General features: G+C 66.0%; 25 protein-coding genes. All 25 read right to left on the bottom strand.

The genetic code is table 11. The features are described 5' to 3' along the window. Window positions 1-235 precede the first annotated feature (235 nt). A complete protein-coding gene (gene map / locus ACIRPU_RS21855) occupies window positions 236-1,072 on the bottom strand; it encodes a type I methionyl aminopeptidase (RefSeq protein WP_355705282.1) in 837 nt (278 codons plus the stop codon). Between the two features lie 105 nt (window positions 1,073-1,177). After that, window positions 1,178-1,840 (bottom strand): adenylate kinase, encoded by a 663-nt coding sequence (locus tag ACIRPU_RS21850; RefSeq protein WP_403869655.1) that lies wholly within the window; start codon window positions 1,838-1,840, stop codon window positions 1,178-1,180. Continuing rightward, on the bottom strand, window positions 1,840-3,153 hold the full coding sequence (gene secY / locus ACIRPU_RS21845; RefSeq protein WP_020132622.1) for a preprotein translocase subunit SecY: 1,314 nt from the start codon (window positions 3,151-3,153) through the stop codon (window positions 1,840-1,842). Before secY ends, ACIRPU_RS21850 begins: the two co-directional genes overlap by 1 nt. 257 nt (window positions 3,154-3,410) lie before the next feature. Beyond that, window positions 3,411-3,866, bottom strand: coding sequence for a 50S ribosomal protein L15 (rplO, locus tag ACIRPU_RS21840; protein WP_355705280.1), 456 nt, complete (start codon window positions 3,864-3,866; stop codon window positions 3,411-3,413). Between the two features lie 2 nt (window positions 3,867-3,868). Beyond that, on the bottom strand, window positions 3,869-4,051 hold the full coding sequence (gene rpmD, locus ACIRPU_RS21835) for a 50S ribosomal protein L30 (protein WP_005313525.1): 183 nt from the start codon (window positions 4,049-4,051) through the stop codon (window positions 3,869-3,871). Then, window positions 4,051-4,656: a 30S ribosomal protein S5 gene (gene rpsE, locus ACIRPU_RS21830; RefSeq protein WP_020132624.1), complete on the bottom strand. Its 606-nt coding sequence runs from the start codon at window positions 4,654-4,656 to the stop codon at window positions 4,051-4,053. The genes rpmD and rpsE overlap by 1 nt, the downstream gene beginning before the upstream one ends. Before the next feature lie 64 nt (window positions 4,657-4,720). Further along, entirely contained in the window at window positions 4,721-5,104 is a 384-nt protein-coding gene (gene rplR / locus ACIRPU_RS21825) for a 50S ribosomal protein L18 (RefSeq protein WP_020132625.1), read from the bottom strand. Window positions 5,105-5,107: 3 nt separating this feature from the next. After that, window positions 5,108-5,647, bottom strand: a complete 540-nt coding sequence (rplF, locus tag ACIRPU_RS21820) for a 50S ribosomal protein L6 (protein ID WP_171398928.1) — start codon at window positions 5,645-5,647, stop codon at window positions 5,108-5,110. A 24-nt stretch (window positions 5,648-5,671) separates the two neighbouring features. After that, on the bottom strand, window positions 5,672-6,070 hold the full coding sequence (rpsH, locus tag ACIRPU_RS21815; protein WP_028807312.1) for a 30S ribosomal protein S8: 399 nt from the start codon (window positions 6,068-6,070) through the stop codon (window positions 5,672-5,674). 213 nt (window positions 6,071-6,283) lie between these two features. Further along, a complete protein-coding gene (locus tag ACIRPU_RS21810) occupies window positions 6,284-6,469 on the bottom strand; it encodes a type Z 30S ribosomal protein S14 (RefSeq protein WP_030890724.1) in 186 nt (61 codons plus the stop codon). Between the two features lie 5 nt (window positions 6,470-6,474). After that, window positions 6,475-7,032, bottom strand: coding sequence for a 50S ribosomal protein L5 (gene rplE, locus ACIRPU_RS21805; protein WP_030788262.1), 558 nt, complete (start codon window positions 7,030-7,032; stop codon window positions 6,475-6,477). Then, window positions 7,032-7,355 (bottom strand): 50S ribosomal protein L24, encoded by a 324-nt coding sequence (rplX, locus tag ACIRPU_RS21800; RefSeq protein WP_053753926.1) that lies wholly within the window; start codon window positions 7,353-7,355, stop codon window positions 7,032-7,034. Before rplX ends, rplE begins: the two co-directional genes overlap by 1 nt. Window positions 7,356-7,357: 2 nt before the next feature. After that, on the bottom strand, window positions 7,358-7,726 hold the full coding sequence (gene rplN / locus ACIRPU_RS21795) for a 50S ribosomal protein L14 (protein ID WP_003992364.1): 369 nt from the start codon (window positions 7,724-7,726) through the stop codon (window positions 7,358-7,360). Between the two features lie 129 nt (window positions 7,727-7,855). After that, window positions 7,856-8,167 carry a 30S ribosomal protein S17 gene (gene rpsQ / locus ACIRPU_RS21790; protein WP_385553592.1) on the bottom strand — a complete coding sequence of 104 codons (312 nt, stop codon included), beginning with the start codon at window positions 8,165-8,167 and terminating at the stop codon, window positions 7,856-7,858. Further along, the gene (gene rpmC / locus ACIRPU_RS21785; protein WP_005481220.1) at window positions 8,167-8,391 is read right to left on the bottom strand and encodes a 50S ribosomal protein L29; all 225 of its coding nucleotides are present in this window, start codon (window positions 8,389-8,391) and stop codon (window positions 8,167-8,169) included. Before rpmC ends, rpsQ begins: the two co-directional genes overlap by 1 nt. Next, window positions 8,391-8,810 carry a 50S ribosomal protein L16 gene (rplP, locus tag ACIRPU_RS21780; protein WP_006140905.1) on the bottom strand — a complete coding sequence of 140 codons (420 nt, stop codon included), beginning with the start codon at window positions 8,808-8,810 and terminating at the stop codon, window positions 8,391-8,393. Before rplP ends, rpmC begins: the two co-directional genes overlap by 1 nt. Before the next feature lie 5 nt (window positions 8,811-8,815). Further along, window positions 8,816-9,649: a 30S ribosomal protein S3 gene (rpsC, locus tag ACIRPU_RS21775; RefSeq protein ID WP_054238784.1), complete on the bottom strand. Its 834-nt coding sequence runs from the start codon at window positions 9,647-9,649 to the stop codon at window positions 8,816-8,818. Continuing rightward, window positions 9,649-9,996 carry a 50S ribosomal protein L22 gene (gene rplV, locus ACIRPU_RS21770; protein WP_054238783.1) on the bottom strand — a complete coding sequence of 116 codons (348 nt, stop codon included), beginning with the start codon at window positions 9,994-9,996 and terminating at the stop codon, window positions 9,649-9,651. The genes rpsC and rplV overlap by 1 nt, the downstream gene beginning before the upstream one ends. 41 nt (window positions 9,997-10,037) lie before the next feature. After that, window positions 10,038-10,319 (bottom strand): 30S ribosomal protein S19, encoded by a 282-nt coding sequence (gene rpsS / locus ACIRPU_RS21765; protein WP_266401783.1) that lies wholly within the window; start codon window positions 10,317-10,319, stop codon window positions 10,038-10,040. 12 nt (window positions 10,320-10,331) lie between these two features. Further along, a complete protein-coding gene (gene rplB / locus ACIRPU_RS21760) occupies window positions 10,332-11,168 on the bottom strand; it encodes a 50S ribosomal protein L2 (protein WP_020132633.1) in 837 nt (278 codons plus the stop codon). Window positions 11,169-11,208: 40 nt separating this feature from the next. Beyond that, entirely contained in the window at window positions 11,209-11,628 is a 420-nt protein-coding gene (rplW, locus tag ACIRPU_RS21755; RefSeq protein ID WP_020132634.1) for a 50S ribosomal protein L23, read from the bottom strand. After that, on the bottom strand, window positions 11,628-12,284 hold the full coding sequence (gene rplD / locus ACIRPU_RS21750; RefSeq protein WP_020132635.1) for a 50S ribosomal protein L4: 657 nt from the start codon (window positions 12,282-12,284) through the stop codon (window positions 11,628-11,630). Before rplD ends, rplW begins: the two co-directional genes overlap by 1 nt. A gap of 7 nt (window positions 12,285-12,291) precedes the next feature. Beyond that, window positions 12,292-12,936, bottom strand: a complete 645-nt coding sequence (gene rplC, locus ACIRPU_RS21745; RefSeq protein WP_020132636.1) for a 50S ribosomal protein L3 — start codon at window positions 12,934-12,936, stop codon at window positions 12,292-12,294. An 18-nt stretch (window positions 12,937-12,954) separates the two neighbouring features. Further along, on the bottom strand, window positions 12,955-13,263 hold the full coding sequence (gene rpsJ, locus ACIRPU_RS21740) for a 30S ribosomal protein S10 (protein ID WP_003948644.1): 309 nt from the start codon (window positions 13,261-13,263) through the stop codon (window positions 12,955-12,957). Between the two features lie 1,016 nt (window positions 13,264-14,279). After that, window positions 14,280-15,473, bottom strand: a complete 1,194-nt coding sequence (gene tuf, locus ACIRPU_RS21735; RefSeq protein ID WP_355705277.1) for an elongation factor Tu — start codon at window positions 15,471-15,473, stop codon at window positions 14,280-14,282. Window positions 15,474-15,590: the final 117 nt, after the last annotated feature.

Genomic DNA, 15,590 nt, shown 5'->3' with positions numbered 1-15,590 from the left:
GGGGCGGCAGCCCCCAACGGCGGGGGCCCGGGGGGCGACAGCCCCCAACGGCGGGGGCCCGGGGGGCGACAGCCCCCAACGGCGGGGGCCCGGGGGGCGACAGCCCCCAACGGCGGGGGCCCGGGGGGCGACAGCCCCCAACGGCGGGGGCCCGGGGGGGCGACAGCCCCCAAGGGCGGGAATGGGGAGGGGCGGCGGGGGCGAGGAACCGCGCACCGCGGCCCCGGAGGAAAGCTCAGCCCAGCGGGTCCGGCGCCGCCGTGACACCGTGCTCCGCCAGCTTCGCCCTGCCCCCGTCGGGAGCGGTCAGCACCAGCGGACCCTCCTCGGTCAGCGCGACCGAGTGCTCCCAGTGCGAGGACCAGGTGCCGTCGGTGGTGATGACGGTCCAGTCGTCCTCGAGGACCTCCGTGCGCGGGGTCCCCAGGGACACCATCGGCTCGATGGCCAGGCAGAACCCGGGAACCAGCTTCGCCCCCTTGCCCCGCCTGCGGTCGACGTAGTTCAGCAGATGGGGGTCCATGTGCATCTCGGTGCCGATGCCATGGCCGCCGTAGTCCTCGATGATGCCGTAGCGCCCGCCGCCCGGCTTGGGCTGACGGCGGATGTACGTCTCGATCGCGCGGGAGACGTCGACCAGCCTGTTGCCCGCCTTCATGGCGGCGATGCCGGCCCACATCGACTCCTCGGTGACCCGGGACAGCTCGATCAGCTCCGGAGCGTGCCCCGAGCCGACGAACGCCGTGTACGCCGCGTCGCCGTGCCAGCCGTCGACGATCGCGCCGCAGTCGATGGAGATGATGTCGCCGTCCTTGAGGACGACCTCGTCGGAGGGGATGCCGTGCACCACCACGTCGTTCACCGAGGTGCAGATCGTCGCGGGGAAGCCGCCGTAGCCGAGGAAGTTCGACTTCGCACCGTTCTCCGCGAGGACCTTGCGGGCGACGTCGTCCAGATCCTTCGTCGTCGCCCCCGGCACCGCGGCTTCGCGCGTGGCCGCGTGGATGGCGGCGACGACCAGCCCCGCCGCACGCATCTTGGCGATCTGCTCGGGGCTCTTGATCTGCACCATGGGGGGCCTGCGCTCTCCGTCACTCAGGTCGGTCGGGTTACGTATGCACACAACAGTACGGCCGTGGTGTCCGGAGGGACTCCACGGCCGTACGGGGAGCGACGACTACTGGTCGTCGCCCTCACGCTTCAGTGCGGCCAGCGCACGGGCGGTGACCTCTTCCACCGGGCCCATGGCCTCGATGGTCACGACCAGGCCCTGCGCCTTGTAGTAGTCGATGATCGGCTCGGTCTGCGTGTGGTAGACCTCGAGCCGGGTGCGGACCGTCTCCTCGGAGTCGTCGTCCCGCTGGTACAGCTCGCCGCCGCAGACGTCGCAGACGCCTTCCTTGGCGGGCTTCTTGTACGTCACGTGGAAGACGTGCGAGGAGTCGTTGCGGCAGATGCGCCGGCCGGCGATCCGCTTGACGACCTCCTCCTCCGGGGCCTCCAGGTCCAGTACCGCGTCCAGCTTGATGCCCTCGATGGTGAGGAGCTCGTCCAGCGCCTCGGCCTGCGAGACGTTGCGCGGGAAACCGTCCAGCAGGAAGCCGCGCTCGGCGTCCGGCTGCTCCATGCGGTCCTTGGCCATGGCGATGGTGACCTCGTCGGGGACGAGGTTGCCGGCGTCCATGTAGGACTTCGCGAGTTTCCCGAGCTCCGTCTGCTGGCTGATGTTGGCGCGGAACAGGTCGCCCGTGGAGATGTGCGGAACGCGGAGCTTCTCGGCCAGACGTGTGGCCTGCGTTCCCTTTCCGGCGCCCGGCGGCCCGACGAGGACGATACGCATCAGCGGAGGAACCCTTCGTAATTGCGCTGCTGGAGCTGGCTCTCAATTTGCTTCACCGTCTCGAGACCGACACCCACGATGATCAGGATGCTGGTACCACCGAACGGGAAGTTCTGGCTTGCCCCGAAGCCAACCAACGCCATCGTCGGTACAAGAGCGATCAGACCCAGATACAGCGAACCCGGCCAGGTGATCCGGTTGAGTACGTAGGAGAGGTACTCAGCGGTCGGTCGGCCAGCCCGGATGCCCGGGATGAAGCCACCATACTTCTTCATGTTGTCGGCTACTTCCTCGGGGTTGAAGGAGATAGCCACGTAGAAGAACGCGAAGAAAACGATCAGCAGGAAGTACATGCTGATGTAGATCGGGTGGTCACCCTTGGTCAGGTTGGTCTCGATCCAGGTCTTCCAGGTGGAGGTTCCGCTGGAGAACTGGGCGACGAGAGCCGGGATGTAGAGCAGCGACGAGGCGAAGATGACCGGGATCACACCGGCCTGGTTCACCTTCAGCGGGATGTACGTCGAGGTACCGCCGTAGGACCGGCGGCCGATCATGCGCTTCGCGTACTGCACGGGGATACGGCGCTGGGCCTGCTCGACGAAGACCACCAGACCGACCATGACCAGGCCGACCAGGATGACGGTGCCGAACTCGATCCAGCCGCCCGCGAGCGTGCCCTGCTTCTTGATGGCCCACAGGGCCGAGGGGAAGGTCGCGGCGATCGAGATGAACATCAGGATCGACATGCCGTTGCCGATACCGCGGTCGGTGATGAGCTCACCGAGCCACATGACCATGGCCGTACCGGCGGTCATGCAGATGACCATGACGATGGTGGTGAAGATCGCGCGGTCCGGGACGATGCTCGAGGCGACCGTGCAACCGGAGAACAGGGCGCCGCTGCGGGCGGTGGCCACCAGGCCGGTGCCCTGAAGGATGGCGAGCGCCACCGTGAGGTAGCGGGTGTACTGCGTGATTTTCGCGGTGCCGGCCTGGCCCTCCTTCTTGAGGGCTTCCAGACGCGGGATGACCACGGTCAGCAGCTGAAGAATGATGCTCGCGGTGATGTACGGCATGATGCCCAGCGCGAAGATGGTGATCTGGAGCAGCGCGCCGCCGCTGAACATGTTCACCAGACCGAAGAGGCCCTGGTTGCCGGACGCCTCGTCCACGCACCGCTGAACGGACGTGTAGTCGACACCGGGAATCGGAATATGCGTTCCGAGCCGGTAGATCACGATGATGGCGAGCGTGAAGAGCAGCTTCTTGCGCAGGTCGGGCGTCCTGAACGCCCGGGCGAACGCGGTGAGCACGGTGCCTCCTGCGACCCCCGCGCATCTGCGTCAAGGGTGACGGTCTTGAGGGTCCAATAAGAACAACGACAACGACAACGACTTGTGTAACGGTCGACTGCCTCTCAAGGTGCCCCATGGGAAGCATCTTGTGAAAGTGGGCAGTGCAGGTCACCTTACCGGCGAGAGTACCGCCGTAGGAACGACCAACCGGGGATACCCCATATGTGGGGTATCCCCGGTCGGGATCGCTCAGGTCATCGAGACGCCTGTGGTGTTCAGACGAGCTCGGTGACGGTACCGCCGGCGGCGGTGATCTTCTCCTTGGCGGAGCCGGAGACGGCGTCGACCGTCACCTGCAGCGCCACGGAGATCTCGCCCTGGCCGAGGACCTTGACGAGGCTGTTCTTGCGAACGGCACCCTTGGCGACGAGACCCTCGACGGTGACCTCGCCACCCTCCGGGTACAGCGCGCCCAGCTTGTCGAGGTTCACGACCTGGAACTCGGTCTTGAACGGGTTCCGGAAGCCCTTGAGCTTCGGAAGACGCATGTGGAGGGGCATCTGGCCACCCTCGAAGCGCTCCGGAACCTGGTAACGGGCCTTCGTGCCCTTGGTACCACGACCGGCCGTCTTACCCTTCGACGCCTCACCACGACCAACACGGGTCTTGGCGGTCTTGGCGCCCGGGGCGGGACGGAGGTTGTGGATCTTGAGCGGGCTGTTCTCCGCCATGATCAGTCGACCTCCTCAACCGTCACGAGGTGGCGGACGGTGTGCACCATTCCGCGGAACTCGGGGCGGTCCTCCTTGACGACCACGTCGTTCAGGCGCTTGAGCCCGAGCGAACGCAGCGTGTCGCGGTGGTTCTGCTTGCTACCGATGTACGACTTCGTCTGTGTGATCTTGAGGCGAGCCATTACGCACCAGCCCCGGCACGCGCACGAAGCAGAGCCGCGGGAGCGACGTCCTCGAGGGGCAGACCACGGCGAGCCGCGATCTCCTCGGGACGCTGCAGGCCCTTGAGGGCCTCCACGGTCGCGTGCACGATGTTGATCGCGTTCGACGAGCCGAGCGACTTCGACAGGATGTCGTGAACGCCGGCGCACTCGAGCACTGCACGCACCGGGCCACCGGCGATGACGCCGGTACCGGGGGAAGCAGGCTTGAGCAGGACGACGCCCGCGGCCTTCTCGCCCGTGATCGGGTGCGGGATGGTGCCCTGGATACGGGGGACCTTGAAGAAGTGCTTCTTGGCCTCTTCAACACCCTTGGCGATCGCGGCCGGCACCTCCTTGGCCTTGCCGTAACCGACACCGACGGTGCCATCGCCATCGCCCACTACGACGAGCGCAGTGAAGCTGAAGCGACGACCACCCTTCACAACCTTGGCGACACGGTTGATCGCGACGACGCGCTCAACGTACGCGGTCTTCTCGGCGGCAGCAGCGCCGCCGTCACGGCCCTTCCGGTCCCGCCGCTCGCCGCCACCGGCACCGCTTCCGCGGCGCTGGGGTCCAGCCATTGGATTACCTCTCTCTTTTTCCGCTAGCTACGCAGCGACCTAGGTCGCTAGCGCGACGGGCGACTCAGAACTTGAGTCCGGCTTCGCGGGCGGCGTCCGCCAGGGCGGCGATGCGCCCGGCGTACTGATTGCCACCACGGTCGAACACGACAGCCTCGACACCGGCGGCCTTGGCGCGCTCGGCGACCAGGGCGCCGACCGACTTGGCCTGCGCGGACTTGTCGCCCTCGCCGCCGCGGATCGTCGTGTCCAGGGTCGACGCCGACGCCAGGGTGTGACCCTTGATGTCGTCGATGACCTGGGCCACGATGTGGCGGTTGGAGCGCGTCACGACGAGACGCGGACGCTCAGCCGTACCCGAGATGTGCTTACGGATCCGGATGTGGCGACGCTTGATCGCGGCACGCTTGTAAGCGTCGCCCTTGAGGATCTTCTGTCCGTATGCCATGGCTTACTTACCCGCCTTTCCGACCTTGCGGCGGATGACTTCGCCCTCGTACTTGACGCCCTTGGCCTTGTACGGGTCGGGCTTGCGCAGCTTGCGGATGTTGGCCGCAACCTCGCCGACCTTCTGCTTGTCGATGCCCTCGACCGAGAACCGGGTGGGGTTCTCGACCTTGAAGGAGATTCCCTCGGGGGCCTCGACGGTGATCGGGTGGCTGTAACCGAGCGCGAACTCGAGGTTCGAGCCCTTCGCGGTCACGCGGTAACCGACACCACTGATCTCGAGCTTCTTCACGTAACCCTGGGTCACGCCGGTGATCATGTTCGCCACCAGCGTGCGGGACAGGCCGTGCAGGGCCTTGCTCTGACGCTCGTCGTTGGGGCGGGTGACGTTCAGAACGCCGTCCTCACCCTTGGCGATCTCGATCGGCGCAACGACGGTGTGGGTCAGCGTGCCCTTGGGGCCCTTGACCGCAACCGTCTGGCCGTCGATGGTGACGTCCACGCCGGCGGGAACCGTGATGGGGAGCTTGCCAATGCGCGACATAGCTGTTTCCTCCGTTCCCTTCCGCTACCAGACGTAGGCGAGAACTTCTCCGCCTACGCCCTTCTTGCCGGCCTGCTTGTCGGTGAGGAGACCGTGCGACGTGGAGATGATCGCCACGCCGAGGCCGCCCAGCACCTTGGGCAGGGAGGTGGACTTCGCGTAAACCCGGAGACCGGGCTTGGAGATCCGCTTGATGCCCGCAATGGAGCGCTCGCGGTTCGGGCCGAACTTGAGCTCGAGGGTGAGGTCCTTGCCGACCTCGGCGTCCTCGACCTTCCAGCCCGTGATGAAGCCCTCCTGCTGGAGGATCTCCGCGATGTGAGACTTGATCTTGGACGCCGGCATCGTCACGGAATCGTGGTACGCCGAGTTCGCGTTCCGCAGACGCGTCAGCATGTCTGCGATCGGATCAGTCATGGTCATGAATTGGCCTGTGGCCTCTCTCGCCGGGGTTTCCTGTTGCGCCATCCCTCTCCCCGATCCGAGACGGGGCGGGTGCGGCGCGGTGGACCTACGGCGTAGTAAGTCGTACGGGCGACCATCAGGTGCCCAACCCTCCAAGCCTAAGCCATGAAGAGGTGGGCACCTGACACGCCCATTGCTTACCGAGAGCCTCTGGAACCCCTAAAAGGGGGTTTACCAGGAGCTCTTGGTCACGCCCGGCAGCTCGCCGCGGTGAGCCATCTCACGAAGGCACACACGGCAGAGGCCGAACTTGCGGTACACGGAGTGGGGACGGCCGCAACGCTGGCAGCGGTTGTACGCACGCACAGCGAACTTAGGCTTACGAGCAGCCTTCGCGATCAGAGCCTTCTTCGCCATCTCGCTCACGCCTCCTTGAAGGGGAAGCCGAGGTGACGAAGGAGCGCACGGCCCTCAGCGTCGTTGGTCGCCGTGGTGACCACGGTGATGTCCATACCCCGGACACGGTCGATCTTGTCCTGGTCGATCTCGTGGAACATGACCTGCTCCGTGAGACCGAAGGTGTAGTTGCCACGGCCGTCGAACTGCTTGGGGGACAGACCACGGAAGTCGCGGATGCGCGGAAGCGCGAGCGACAGGGTGCGGTCCAGGAACTCCCACATGCGGTCGCCACGAAGCGTGACGTGGGCACCGATCGGCTGACCCTCGCGCAGCTTGAACTGCGCGATGGACTTGCGGGCCTTGGTGACGGCCGGCTTCTGACCGGTGATCGTGGTGAGGTCGCGGATGGCGCCCTCGATCAGCTTGGAGTCGCGGGCGGCGTCGCCCACACCCATGTTGACCACGATCTTGACGAGGCCGGGGATCTGCATGACGTTCTCGTAGGAGAACTCCTCACGCAGCTTGCCCGCGATCTCCTCGCGGTACTTCGTCTTGAGACGCGGAGTCGTGGTGGTAGCCATCAGATGTCCTCACCCGTCCGCTTGGCAACGCGAACCTTGTTGCCCTCGTCGTCGAAGCGGTAACCGACGCGCGTGACGACCTTGTTGCCGTCCTTCTCCACGACCAGCTGAACGTTGGACACGTGGATCGGGGCCTCGGTGGTCACGATGCCGCCGGCCTGGGAGCCCTTGGCCGTCGGACCGGCCTTCGTGTGCTTCTTGACCCGGTTGACACCCTCGACCAGGACACGGTCCTCGCGGGGGAAGGCCGCGATGACCTTGCCCTGCTTGCCCTTGTCCTTACCCGTGATGACCTGGACCAGGTCGCCCTTCTTGATCTTCATGCTTACAGCACCTCCGGAGCCAGCGAGATGATCTTCATGAACTTCTTCTCGCGCAGCTCCCGGCCGACCGGGCCGAAGATGCGGGTGCCACGAGGGTCACCGTCGTTCTTCAGAATGACAGCGGCGTTCTCGTCGAAGCGGATGTACGAGCCGTCGGGACGGCGACGCTCCTTGACGGTGCGAACGATGACCGCCTTGATGACGTCACCCTTCTTCACGTTACCGCCGGGGATCGCGTCCTTGACGGTGGCGACGATGACGTCACCGATGCCCGCGTAGCGGCGACCGGAGCCACCGAGCACACGGATGCAAAGGATTTCCTTCGCACCTGTGTTGTCGGCGACGCGCAGTCGCGACTCCTGCTGGATCACGTCTATCTCCTGTGTGTCTGCCGGTTCCCCGCAGGGGCCTCGAACGAGGACCCCTGCGGAGCCTGGCGGAACTGTCCTGCGAGGGATGCCCCGCAGGCCGACTTACTGGAATTCCCTTGCGGGAATTACCTACTTGGCCTTCTCGAGGATCTCGACGATGCGCCAGCGCTTCGTCGAGGACAGCGGCCGGGTCTCCGCGAGGAGGACACGGTCGCCGACGCCGGCGGCGTTCTGCTCGTCGTGAGCCTTGAGCTTGTTCGTACGGCGGATGACCTTGCCGTACAGCGCGTGCTTCACACGGTCCTCGACGGCGACGACGACAGTCTTGTCCATCTTGTCGCTGACGACGAGACCCTCACGGGTCTTGCGGAATCCGCGCGCCTCAGTGCCCGCGGCAGCGCCGCCGGTGTTCTCAGTCTCGGTCACGTTGTTCTCGCTCATCAGGCGCTCTCCACCGTCTCGATGCCCAGCTCGCGCTCACGCATCAGGGTGTAGATCCGCGCGATGTCCTTACGGACGGCCTTCAGCCGACCGTGGTTCTCGAGCTGACCCGTCGCCGCCTGGAAGCGGAGGTTGAACAGCTCTTCCTTGGCTTCGCGGAGCTTGTTGAGAAGCTCCTCGTCACCCAGTTCGCGCAGCTCGGACGCCTTGGTACCGGCCGACATCACGCTTCACCTGCCTCGCGCTTGACGATCCGGCACTTCATCGGCAGCTTGTGGGCTGCGCGAGTGAGGGCCTCACGGGCGATCTTCTCGTTGGGGTAGGACAGTTCGAACATGACCCGACCCGGGTGCACGTTCGCGATCCACCACTCGGGAGAACCCTTACCGGAACCCATGCGGGTCTCGGCAGGCTTCTTCGTGAGCGGGCGGTCCGGGTAGATGTTGATCCAGACCTTGCCACCACGCTTGATGTGGCGGGTCATCGCGATACGGGCCGCCTCGATCTGGCGGTTGGTCACGTACGCCGGCGTGAGGGCCTGAATGCCGTACTCGCCGAACGAGACCGTCGTACCGCCCTTGGCCTGACCACGGCGCTTCGGGTGGTGCTGCTTGCGGTGCTTGACCCTACGGGGGATCAGCATTTCGGTCAGGCCTCCGTTCCGGTGCTCTCAGCCGGAGCGGCCGCCGGAGCCTCGGCCTTGGGGGCCTCGGCAGCGGGAGCCTGCTGCGGCTTGCGACCGCGACCGCCACGCTCGCCACCACGGCCACCACGGGCCGGGCGGTCGGCGCCGCCGCCACCACGGGCCGGGCGGTTGCCGGCGCGGGCAGCAGCGTTCTCGGCGCGGACCTCGGCGATGTTCTTGACATCGCCCTTGTAGATCCAGACCTTCACACCGATGCGGCCGAAGGTCGTCTTGGCCTCGAAGAAGCCGTAGTCCACGTTCGCGCGGAGCGTGTGCAGGGGCACACGGCCCTCGCGGTAGAACTCCGAGCGGGACATCTCGGCGCCACCGAGGCGGCCACCGCACTGGATCTTGATGCCCTTGGCGCCGGCCTTCATCGCCGACTGCATGCTCTTACGCATGGCGCGACGGAAGGAGACGCGGGAGGAGAGCTGCTCGGCGACGGCCTGAGCCACCAGCTGAGCGTCGACCTCGGGGTTCTTGACCTCGAGGATGTTCAGCTGGACCTGCTTCTTGGTCAGCTTCTCCAGGTCGCCGCGGATACGGTCGGCCTCGGCGCCGCGGCGGCCGATGACGATGCCCGGGCGAGCGGTGTGGATGTCCACACGCACGCGGTCACGGGTGCGCTCGATCTCCACCTTCGAGATGCCGGCGCGCTCCATGCCGGACGTCATCATCCGACGGATGGCGACGTCTTCTCCGACGTATTCCTTGTACGACTTGTCGGCGTACCAACGGGACTTGAAGTCCGTGGTGATGCCGAGCCGGAACCCATGCGGGTTAACCTTCTGGCCCATTACCGGGATCCTTCCTTGCTGCTGAGGACCACGGTGATGTGGCTGGTCCGCTTGCGGATCCGGTATGCGCGGCCCTGGGCACGCGGACGGAACCGCTTCAGGGTCGGACCCTCGTCGACGTACGCCTCGGAGATGAAGAGGCTGTCGGCGTCAGTGTGGTCGTAGTTGTGCGCGGCGTTGGCAATGGCGCTGTCAAGCACCTTGCCGACCGGCACGCTCGCGGCCTGCGGGGCGAAACGCAGGACCGCCTGAGCCTCCGTGGCGTCCATGCCACGGATAAGGTCCACCACCCGGCGGGCCTTCATGGGCGTGACGCGGATGTACCGCGCCTGGGCCCTGGCTTCCATGGTTGTCCTTCCAGTGTCTGTCATGGTCATTCCACCCCGCGTTAGCGGCGCTTCGACTTCCGGTCGTCCTTGACGTGACCCCGGAAGGTGCGCGTCGGCGAGAACTCGCCGAGCTTGTGGCCGACCATCGACTCGGTGACAAACACCGGAATGTGGGTCTTGCCGTTGTGCACCGCGATCGTGTGACCCAGCATGGCCGGGATGATCATCGAGCGACGGGACCAGGTCTTGATGACGTTCTTGGAACCGGCTTCGTTCTGGGCGTCCACCTTCTTTACGAGGTGGTCGTCGACGAAGGGCCCCTTCTTGAGACTGCGCGGCATCTAAACCCGCTCCTAGCGCTTCTTGTTCGTCTTGCGGCGGCGGACGATGTACTTGTTCGAAGCCTTCTTCGGCGAACGAGTACGACCCTCCTTCTGACCCCAGGGGCTGACCGGGTGGCGACCACCGGAGGTCTTGCCCTCACCACCACCGTGGGGGTGGTCAACCGGGTTCATCGCCACACCGCGAACGGTCGGGCGGACGCCCAGCCAGCGCTTACGGCCGGCCTTGCCCCAGTTGATGTTGCTCTGCTCGGCGTTGCCGACCTCGCCGACCGTGGCGCGGCAGCGCTGGTCGACCAGACGGATCTCACCGGACGGCATACGAAGGTGGGCCATCGTGCCCTCCTTCGCGAGCAGCTGCACCGAGGCGCCGGCGGAGCGGGCGAACTTGGCGCCGCCACCGGGACGGATCTCGATCGCGTGGATCGTGGTACCGACCGGGATGTTGCGGAGCGCCAGGTTGTTGCCCGGCTTGATGTCGGCCCCGGGACCGTTCTCGACGCGGTCGCCCTGCGACAGGTTGCGCGGGGCGAGGATGTAGCGCTTCTCGCCGTCGGCATAGTGCAGCAGCGCGATGCGCGCGGTGCGGTTGGGGTCGTACTCGATGTGCGCGACCTTCGCCGGCACGCCGTCCTTGTCGTGACGACGGAAGTCGATCACTCGGTAGGCGCGCTTGTGTCCGCCACCCTGGTGGCGAACGGTCACACGACCGGCGTTGTTACGGCCGCCCTTGCTGTGCAGCGGGCGGACCAGCGACTTCTCCGGCGTGGACCGCGTGACCTCGACGAAGTCGGCGACGCTGGAGCCACGACGGCCCGGCGTAGTCGGCTTGTACTTGCGGATTCCCATTATTCAGTCCTCGTCCGATATCGGACGATCCGGACCGCCCTTAGGCGGTCGGACCGCCGAAGATGTCGATACGGTCGCCCTCGGCAAGGGTCACGATCGCGCGCTTCGTGCCGGCACGCTGACCGAAACCGGTCTTCGTGCGCTTGCGCTTGCCGATGCGGTTGATCGTGTTGACCCCGGTGACCTTGACCGAGAAGACCGCCTGGACGGCCTGCTTGATCTGGGTCTTGTTGGCGTTCGGGGCGACGATGAACGTGTACTTGTTCTCGTCGAGGAGCGCGTAGCTCTTCTCCGACACGACCGGCTTCAGCAGTACGTCACGGAGGTCCGTGAACGCCTTGCTGGGCGCGGTGACGACGGTGTTCTTGCCTTCGGTGGCGTGGCGCTTCGCCTTGGCGACGCGCGCGGCCTTGGCGACCTTGGCCGCCTTGGAGGCGATGCTCGGGTGACGCGTAGCCATCAGGCGTCACTCCCTTCGGTGTCGTTGGCCTGCGGGCCGGCGACGAAGGACTCGAGAGCGGCCTGGGTGAAGACCACGTCGTCCGAGACGATCACGTCGTACGTGTTCAGCTGGCCCGGCTCCAGGATGTGCACCTGGGGCAGGTTGCGGGCGGACAGCCACGCGGCCTCGTCGGCGCGGTCGACGACCAGGAGCAGGTTCTTGCGCTCCGAGATCTTGCCGAACAGCGTGCGAGCGGCCTTCGTGGAGGGAGCCTCGCCCTCGATCACGCCGGTGACGACGTGAATGCGGTTGTGGCGGGCCCGGTCGGTGAGGGCGTGACGCAGAGCGGCAGCCTTCATCTTCTTCGGGGTCCGCTGCGAGTAGTCACGCGGCTGCGGGCCGTGGACGACGCCACCGCCGGCGAACTGCGGCGCGCGGGTCGAGCCCTGGCGCGCGCGGCCGGTGCCCTTCTGACGGTAAGGCTTCTTACCGCCACCGCGGACTTCACCGCGGCGCTTGGTCTTGTGCGTGCCCTGACGGGCAGCCGCGTTCTGCGCGACGACGACCTGGTGGATCAGCGGGATGCTGATCTTCTCCACGCCGAAGATCTCCGCGGGGAGCTCGACGCTTCCGGTCTTCTCGCCTGCAGGCGAAAGGATGTCAACAGTGCTCATCGGTACCTCAGGCCCCCTTGGCCGCAGTGCGGACCAGGACGAGGCCGCCGTTCGGACCGGGGACAGCGCCCTTGATGAGCAGCAGACCCTTCTCCGCGTCAACGGCGTGGACGGTCAGGTTCTGGGTGGTGACACGCTCGTTGCCCATGCGACCCGCCATGCGGAGGCCCTTGAACACGCGGCCCGGGGTGGCGCAGCCACCGATGGAACCGGGCGAGCGGTGCTTGCGCTGGGTGCCGTGTCCGGCGCCGAGGCCCTTGAAGTTGTGACGCTTCATGACACCGGCGAAGCCCTTGCCCTTGCTCTTGCCGGTCACGTCGACCTTCACGCCGGCCTCGAACACCTCAGCGGTGATCTCCTGGCCCAGCGTGTACTCGGAGGCGTCCGCGGTGCGGATCTCGACGAGGTGGCGACGGGGGGTGACGTCGGCCTTGGCGAAGTGACCCTTGAGGGGCTTATTCACCTTGCGCGGGTCGATCTCGCCGAAGGCGATCTGGACGGACTCGTAGCCGTCACTGTCGTTCGTACGGACCTGGGTCACGACGTTGGGGCTGGCCTTGACGACGGTGACGGGAACAACGCGGTTGTTCTCGTCCCATACCTGCGTCATGCCGAGCTTCTCGCCCAGGATGCCCTTGATCTGCTTAGCCATTCTTCAGATCACCGGCCCCTAAAGCTTGATCTCGATGTCGACACCGGCCGGGAGGTCGAGTCGCATCAGAGAGTCAACGGTCTTGGGAGTCGGGTCGAGAATGTCGATCAGGCGCTTGTGCGTGCGCATCTCGAAGTGCTCGCGCGAGTCCTTGTACTTGTGCGGCGACTTGATGACGCAGTACACGTTCTTCTCAGTGGGCAGCGGCACCGGGCCCGCGACCGACGCACCAGTGCGGGTCACCGTCTCGACGATCTTCTTCGCCGAGGAGTCGATGACCTCGTGGTCGTAGGCCTTGAGCCGGATGCGGATCTTCTGTCCCGCCATGGCTACTCAGTAGTCCTGTCTCTTCTAACGCTCTGGAACCAGATGGTCCGTTTACTTCGTTTCTCCGACCCACGCGGTCGGGTGTGTCGCGCTCTCGCCGACACAGATGCCCCTTGTTCGAACATCCCTGCCGGGAAAACACGGCCCTTCCGGAACCGCAAGCCGGGGACGAAAGGCCCACCGGGTGCCTGGTCGGCGCTCTATTGACACTTCCCGAAAGATTCCCGTACGTCCGCCCCAGCGCTGCCAACAGGCAGTTAGGGCGACGAGTACTGTGGGACTCGCTTTCGGTCCTCCCGGCGGGAGGCGCGCAACATCAACACTCGACCGAGCAACTCCGACAGTCTGCCATATGGGGCACCGCCTCCGCCAATCGAGCCGGAGACAATACCCCGGACGTGACGTAGGTCAAACGCCGAGCCCGTCCAGCACAGGCCTTTCGGGGCCCGGATGTGAGTCCGGTCACCGTGAACCCGTTCGAGGACTACGGGTAACAACGGGTGTATCCGACCGACGGCAGACACAGAGCCCGCGTGAACAGCCCCCTGGCAGACATGACGAGGACGCCTCCGTCATCGCCGACTCCCTGACCCGGCCCGAGTCGTTCGGGGAGCTCCACCACCGGCACGTGGCCCTGGCTGTACGGAATCGCCGCCAATCTCATCGGCAAGCAGCGTCCGTACCGAGGTGCGGGCGCTCAGAGCCCTGGCCCGCACGGGACACTGCCCCATGGCCGACTCCTGGACCGACCGCAGCGACAGCCGGGTCACCGCGCAGGCCGCACAGGGCCGCCTGGCCGGCGCGCCGGCCGGTCTCTCGCGCGGCGACCGGGACGTCCCGCTGCTGGCCGCCTGGGCGGACCTCGGCCACCATGAGGTCGCCGAGGAGCCGTCCATCCCGGTGGGCACGGTGCGCTCCCGCCGCCGGCGCATGCGAAAGGGCCCGTACGACCGAAGTCGTACGGGCCCTCTCAGGTGCTCAGCTCAGGCTGGAGCTACCAGGTCGATCAGCAAGAACTACTTGGTGATCTTGGTGACCTGGCCGGCGCCCACCGTACGACCACCCTCACGGATGGCGAACTTCAGGCCCTCTTCCATGGCGATGGGCTGGATGAGCTCCACCTTCATCTCGGTGTTGTCACCCGGCATCACCATTTCGGTGCCCTCGGGGAGGGTCACAACGCCCGTCACGTCCGTCGTACGGAAGTAGAACTGCGGACGGTAGTTGTTGAAGAACGGCGTGTGGCGGCCACCCTCGTCCTTGGACAGGATGTAGGCCTGGGCCTCGAAGTCGGTGTGCGGCGTGACCGAACCCGGCTTGATGATGACCTGGCCGCGCTCGACGTCCTCGCGCTTGATGCCGCGGAGCAGCAGACCGACGTTCTCACCGGCCTGGCCCTCGTCGAGCAGCTTGCGGAACATCTCGATGCCGGTGACCGTGGTCGTGGTCTTCTCGGGCTTGATGCCGATGATGTCAACGGTCTCGTTGACCTTCAGGACACCACGCTCGATACGGCCGGTGACGACCGTACCGCGACCGGTGATCGTGAAGACGTCCTCGACGGGCATGAGGAACGGCTTGTCGACGTCACGCTCGGGGGTCGGGATCGCCTCGTCGACGGCGGCCATGAGGTCGAGAACCGACTGACCCCACTCGGCGTCGCCCTCGAGCGCCTTGAGCGCCGAGACCTTGACGACCGGCAGGTCGTCGCCCGGGAACTCGTACTCGGAGAGGAGCTCACGAACCTCGAGCTCGACGAGCTCCAGGATCTCCTCGTCGTCCACCATGTCGGCCTTGTTCAGGGCGACGACGATGTACGGAACGCCGACCTGGCGGGCCAGGAGCACGTGCTCCTTGGTCTGCGGCATCGGGCCGTCGGTGGCGGCGACCACGAGGATGGCGCCGTCCATCTGCGCGGCACCGGTGATCATGTTCTTGATGTAGTCCGCGTGACCCGGGCAGTCGACGTGGGCGTAGTGGCGGCCCTCCGTCTGGTACTCGACGTGCGCGATGGAGATGGTGATACCGCGCTGACGCTCTTCGGGAGCCTTGTCGATCTGGTCGAAGGCCGAGGCCTCGTTCAGGTCCGGGTACTTGTCGTGCAGCACCTTGGTAATGGCGGCCGTGAGGGTCGTCTTACCGTGGTCGATGTGACCGATGGTGCCGATGTTGACGTGCGGCTTAGTCCGCTCGAACTTCGCCTTCGCCACGGGGGTCCTCCTGGGAGTGGTTCTGGAACGCCTTGCTTCATCGGCGCCAGGTGATCTTTGCTGGAAAGCCCGGGTCCAGGGGGCAAACATCCGGGGATGCGGCTGTTTGCCCCTTGA

The sequence above is a fragment of the Streptomyces sp. NPDC102259 genome (assembly GCF_044766465.1).
Lineage (GTDB): Bacteria > Actinomycetota > Actinomycetes > Streptomycetales > Streptomycetaceae > Streptomyces.
The sequence above is the reverse complement of the archived record's forward strand: the minus strand, read 5'-3'. Positions and strand labels throughout refer to the sequence as shown.

Coding starts and splice junctions, on each gene's coding strand:
- rplV (WP_054238783.1), bottom strand. CDS start 9,996: ATGGAAGCCAGGGCCCAGGCGCGGTACATCCGCGTCACGCCCATGAAG.
- rplF (WP_171398928.1), bottom strand. CDS start 5,647: ATGTCGCGCATTGGCAAGCTCCCCATCACGGTTCCCGCCGGCGTGGAC.
- rplX (WP_053753926.1), bottom strand. CDS start 7,355: ATGAAGATCAAGAAGGGCGACCTGGTCCAGGTCATCACGGGTAAGGAC.
- rpmC (WP_005481220.1), bottom strand. CDS start 8,391: ATGTCGGCCGGTACCAAGGCGTCCGAGCTGCGCGAACTGGGTGACGAG.
- ACIRPU_RS21850 (WP_403869655.1), bottom strand. CDS start 1,840: ATGCGTATCGTCCTCGTCGGGCCGCCGGGCGCCGGAAAGGGAACGCAG.
- rplO (WP_355705280.1), bottom strand. CDS start 3,866: ATGGCGGAGAACAGCCCGCTCAAGATCCACAACCTCCGTCCCGCCCCG.
- map (WP_355705282.1), bottom strand. CDS start 1,072: ATGGTGCAGATCAAGAGCCCCGAGCAGATCGCCAAGATGCGTGCGGCG.
- ACIRPU_RS21810 (WP_030890724.1), bottom strand. CDS start 6,469: ATGGCGAAGAAGGCTCTGATCGCGAAGGCTGCTCGTAAGCCTAAGTTC.
- rplW (WP_020132634.1), bottom strand. CDS start 11,628: ATGGCTACGCGTCACCCGAGCATCGCCTCCAAGGCGGCCAAGGTCGCC.
- rpsH (WP_028807312.1), bottom strand. CDS start 6,070: ATGACCATGACTGATCCGATCGCAGACATGCTGACGCGTCTGCGGAAC.
- rplE (WP_030788262.1), bottom strand. CDS start 7,032: ATGGCTACCACCACGACTCCGCGTCTCAAGACGAAGTACCGCGAGGAG.
- rpsJ (WP_003948644.1), bottom strand. CDS start 13,263: ATGGCGGGACAGAAGATCCGCATCCGGCTCAAGGCCTACGACCACGAG.
- rpsQ (WP_385553592.1), bottom strand. CDS start 8,167: ATGAGCGAGAACAACGTGACCGAGACTGAGAACACCGGCGGCGCTGCC.
- rplR (WP_020132625.1), bottom strand. CDS start 5,104: ATGGCATACGGACAGAAGATCCTCAAGGGCGACGCTTACAAGCGTGCC.
- rplB (WP_020132633.1), bottom strand. CDS start 11,168: ATGGGAATCCGCAAGTACAAGCCGACTACGCCGGGCCGTCGTGGCTCC.
- rplP (WP_006140905.1), bottom strand. CDS start 8,810: ATGCTGATCCCCCGTAGGGTCAAGCACCGCAAGCAGCACCACCCGAAG.
- rplD (WP_020132635.1), bottom strand. CDS start 12,284: ATGAGCACTGTTGACATCCTTTCGCCTGCAGGCGAGAAGACCGGAAGC.
- rpsS (WP_266401783.1), bottom strand. CDS start 10,319: ATGCCGCGCAGTCTCAAGAAGGGGCCCTTCGTCGACGACCACCTCGTA.
- rpmD (WP_005313525.1), bottom strand. CDS start 4,051: ATGGCTCGCCTCAAGATCACACAGACGAAGTCGTACATCGGTAGCAAG.
- rpsC (WP_054238784.1), bottom strand. CDS start 9,649: ATGGGCCAGAAGGTTAACCCGCATGGGTTCCGGCTCGGCATCACCACG.
- rplC (WP_020132636.1), bottom strand. CDS start 12,936: ATGGCTAAGCAGATCAAGGGCATCCTGGGCGAGAAGCTCGGCATGACG.
- rpsE (WP_020132624.1), bottom strand. CDS start 4,656: ATGGCTGGACCCCAGCGCCGCGGAAGCGGTGCCGGTGGCGGCGAGCGG.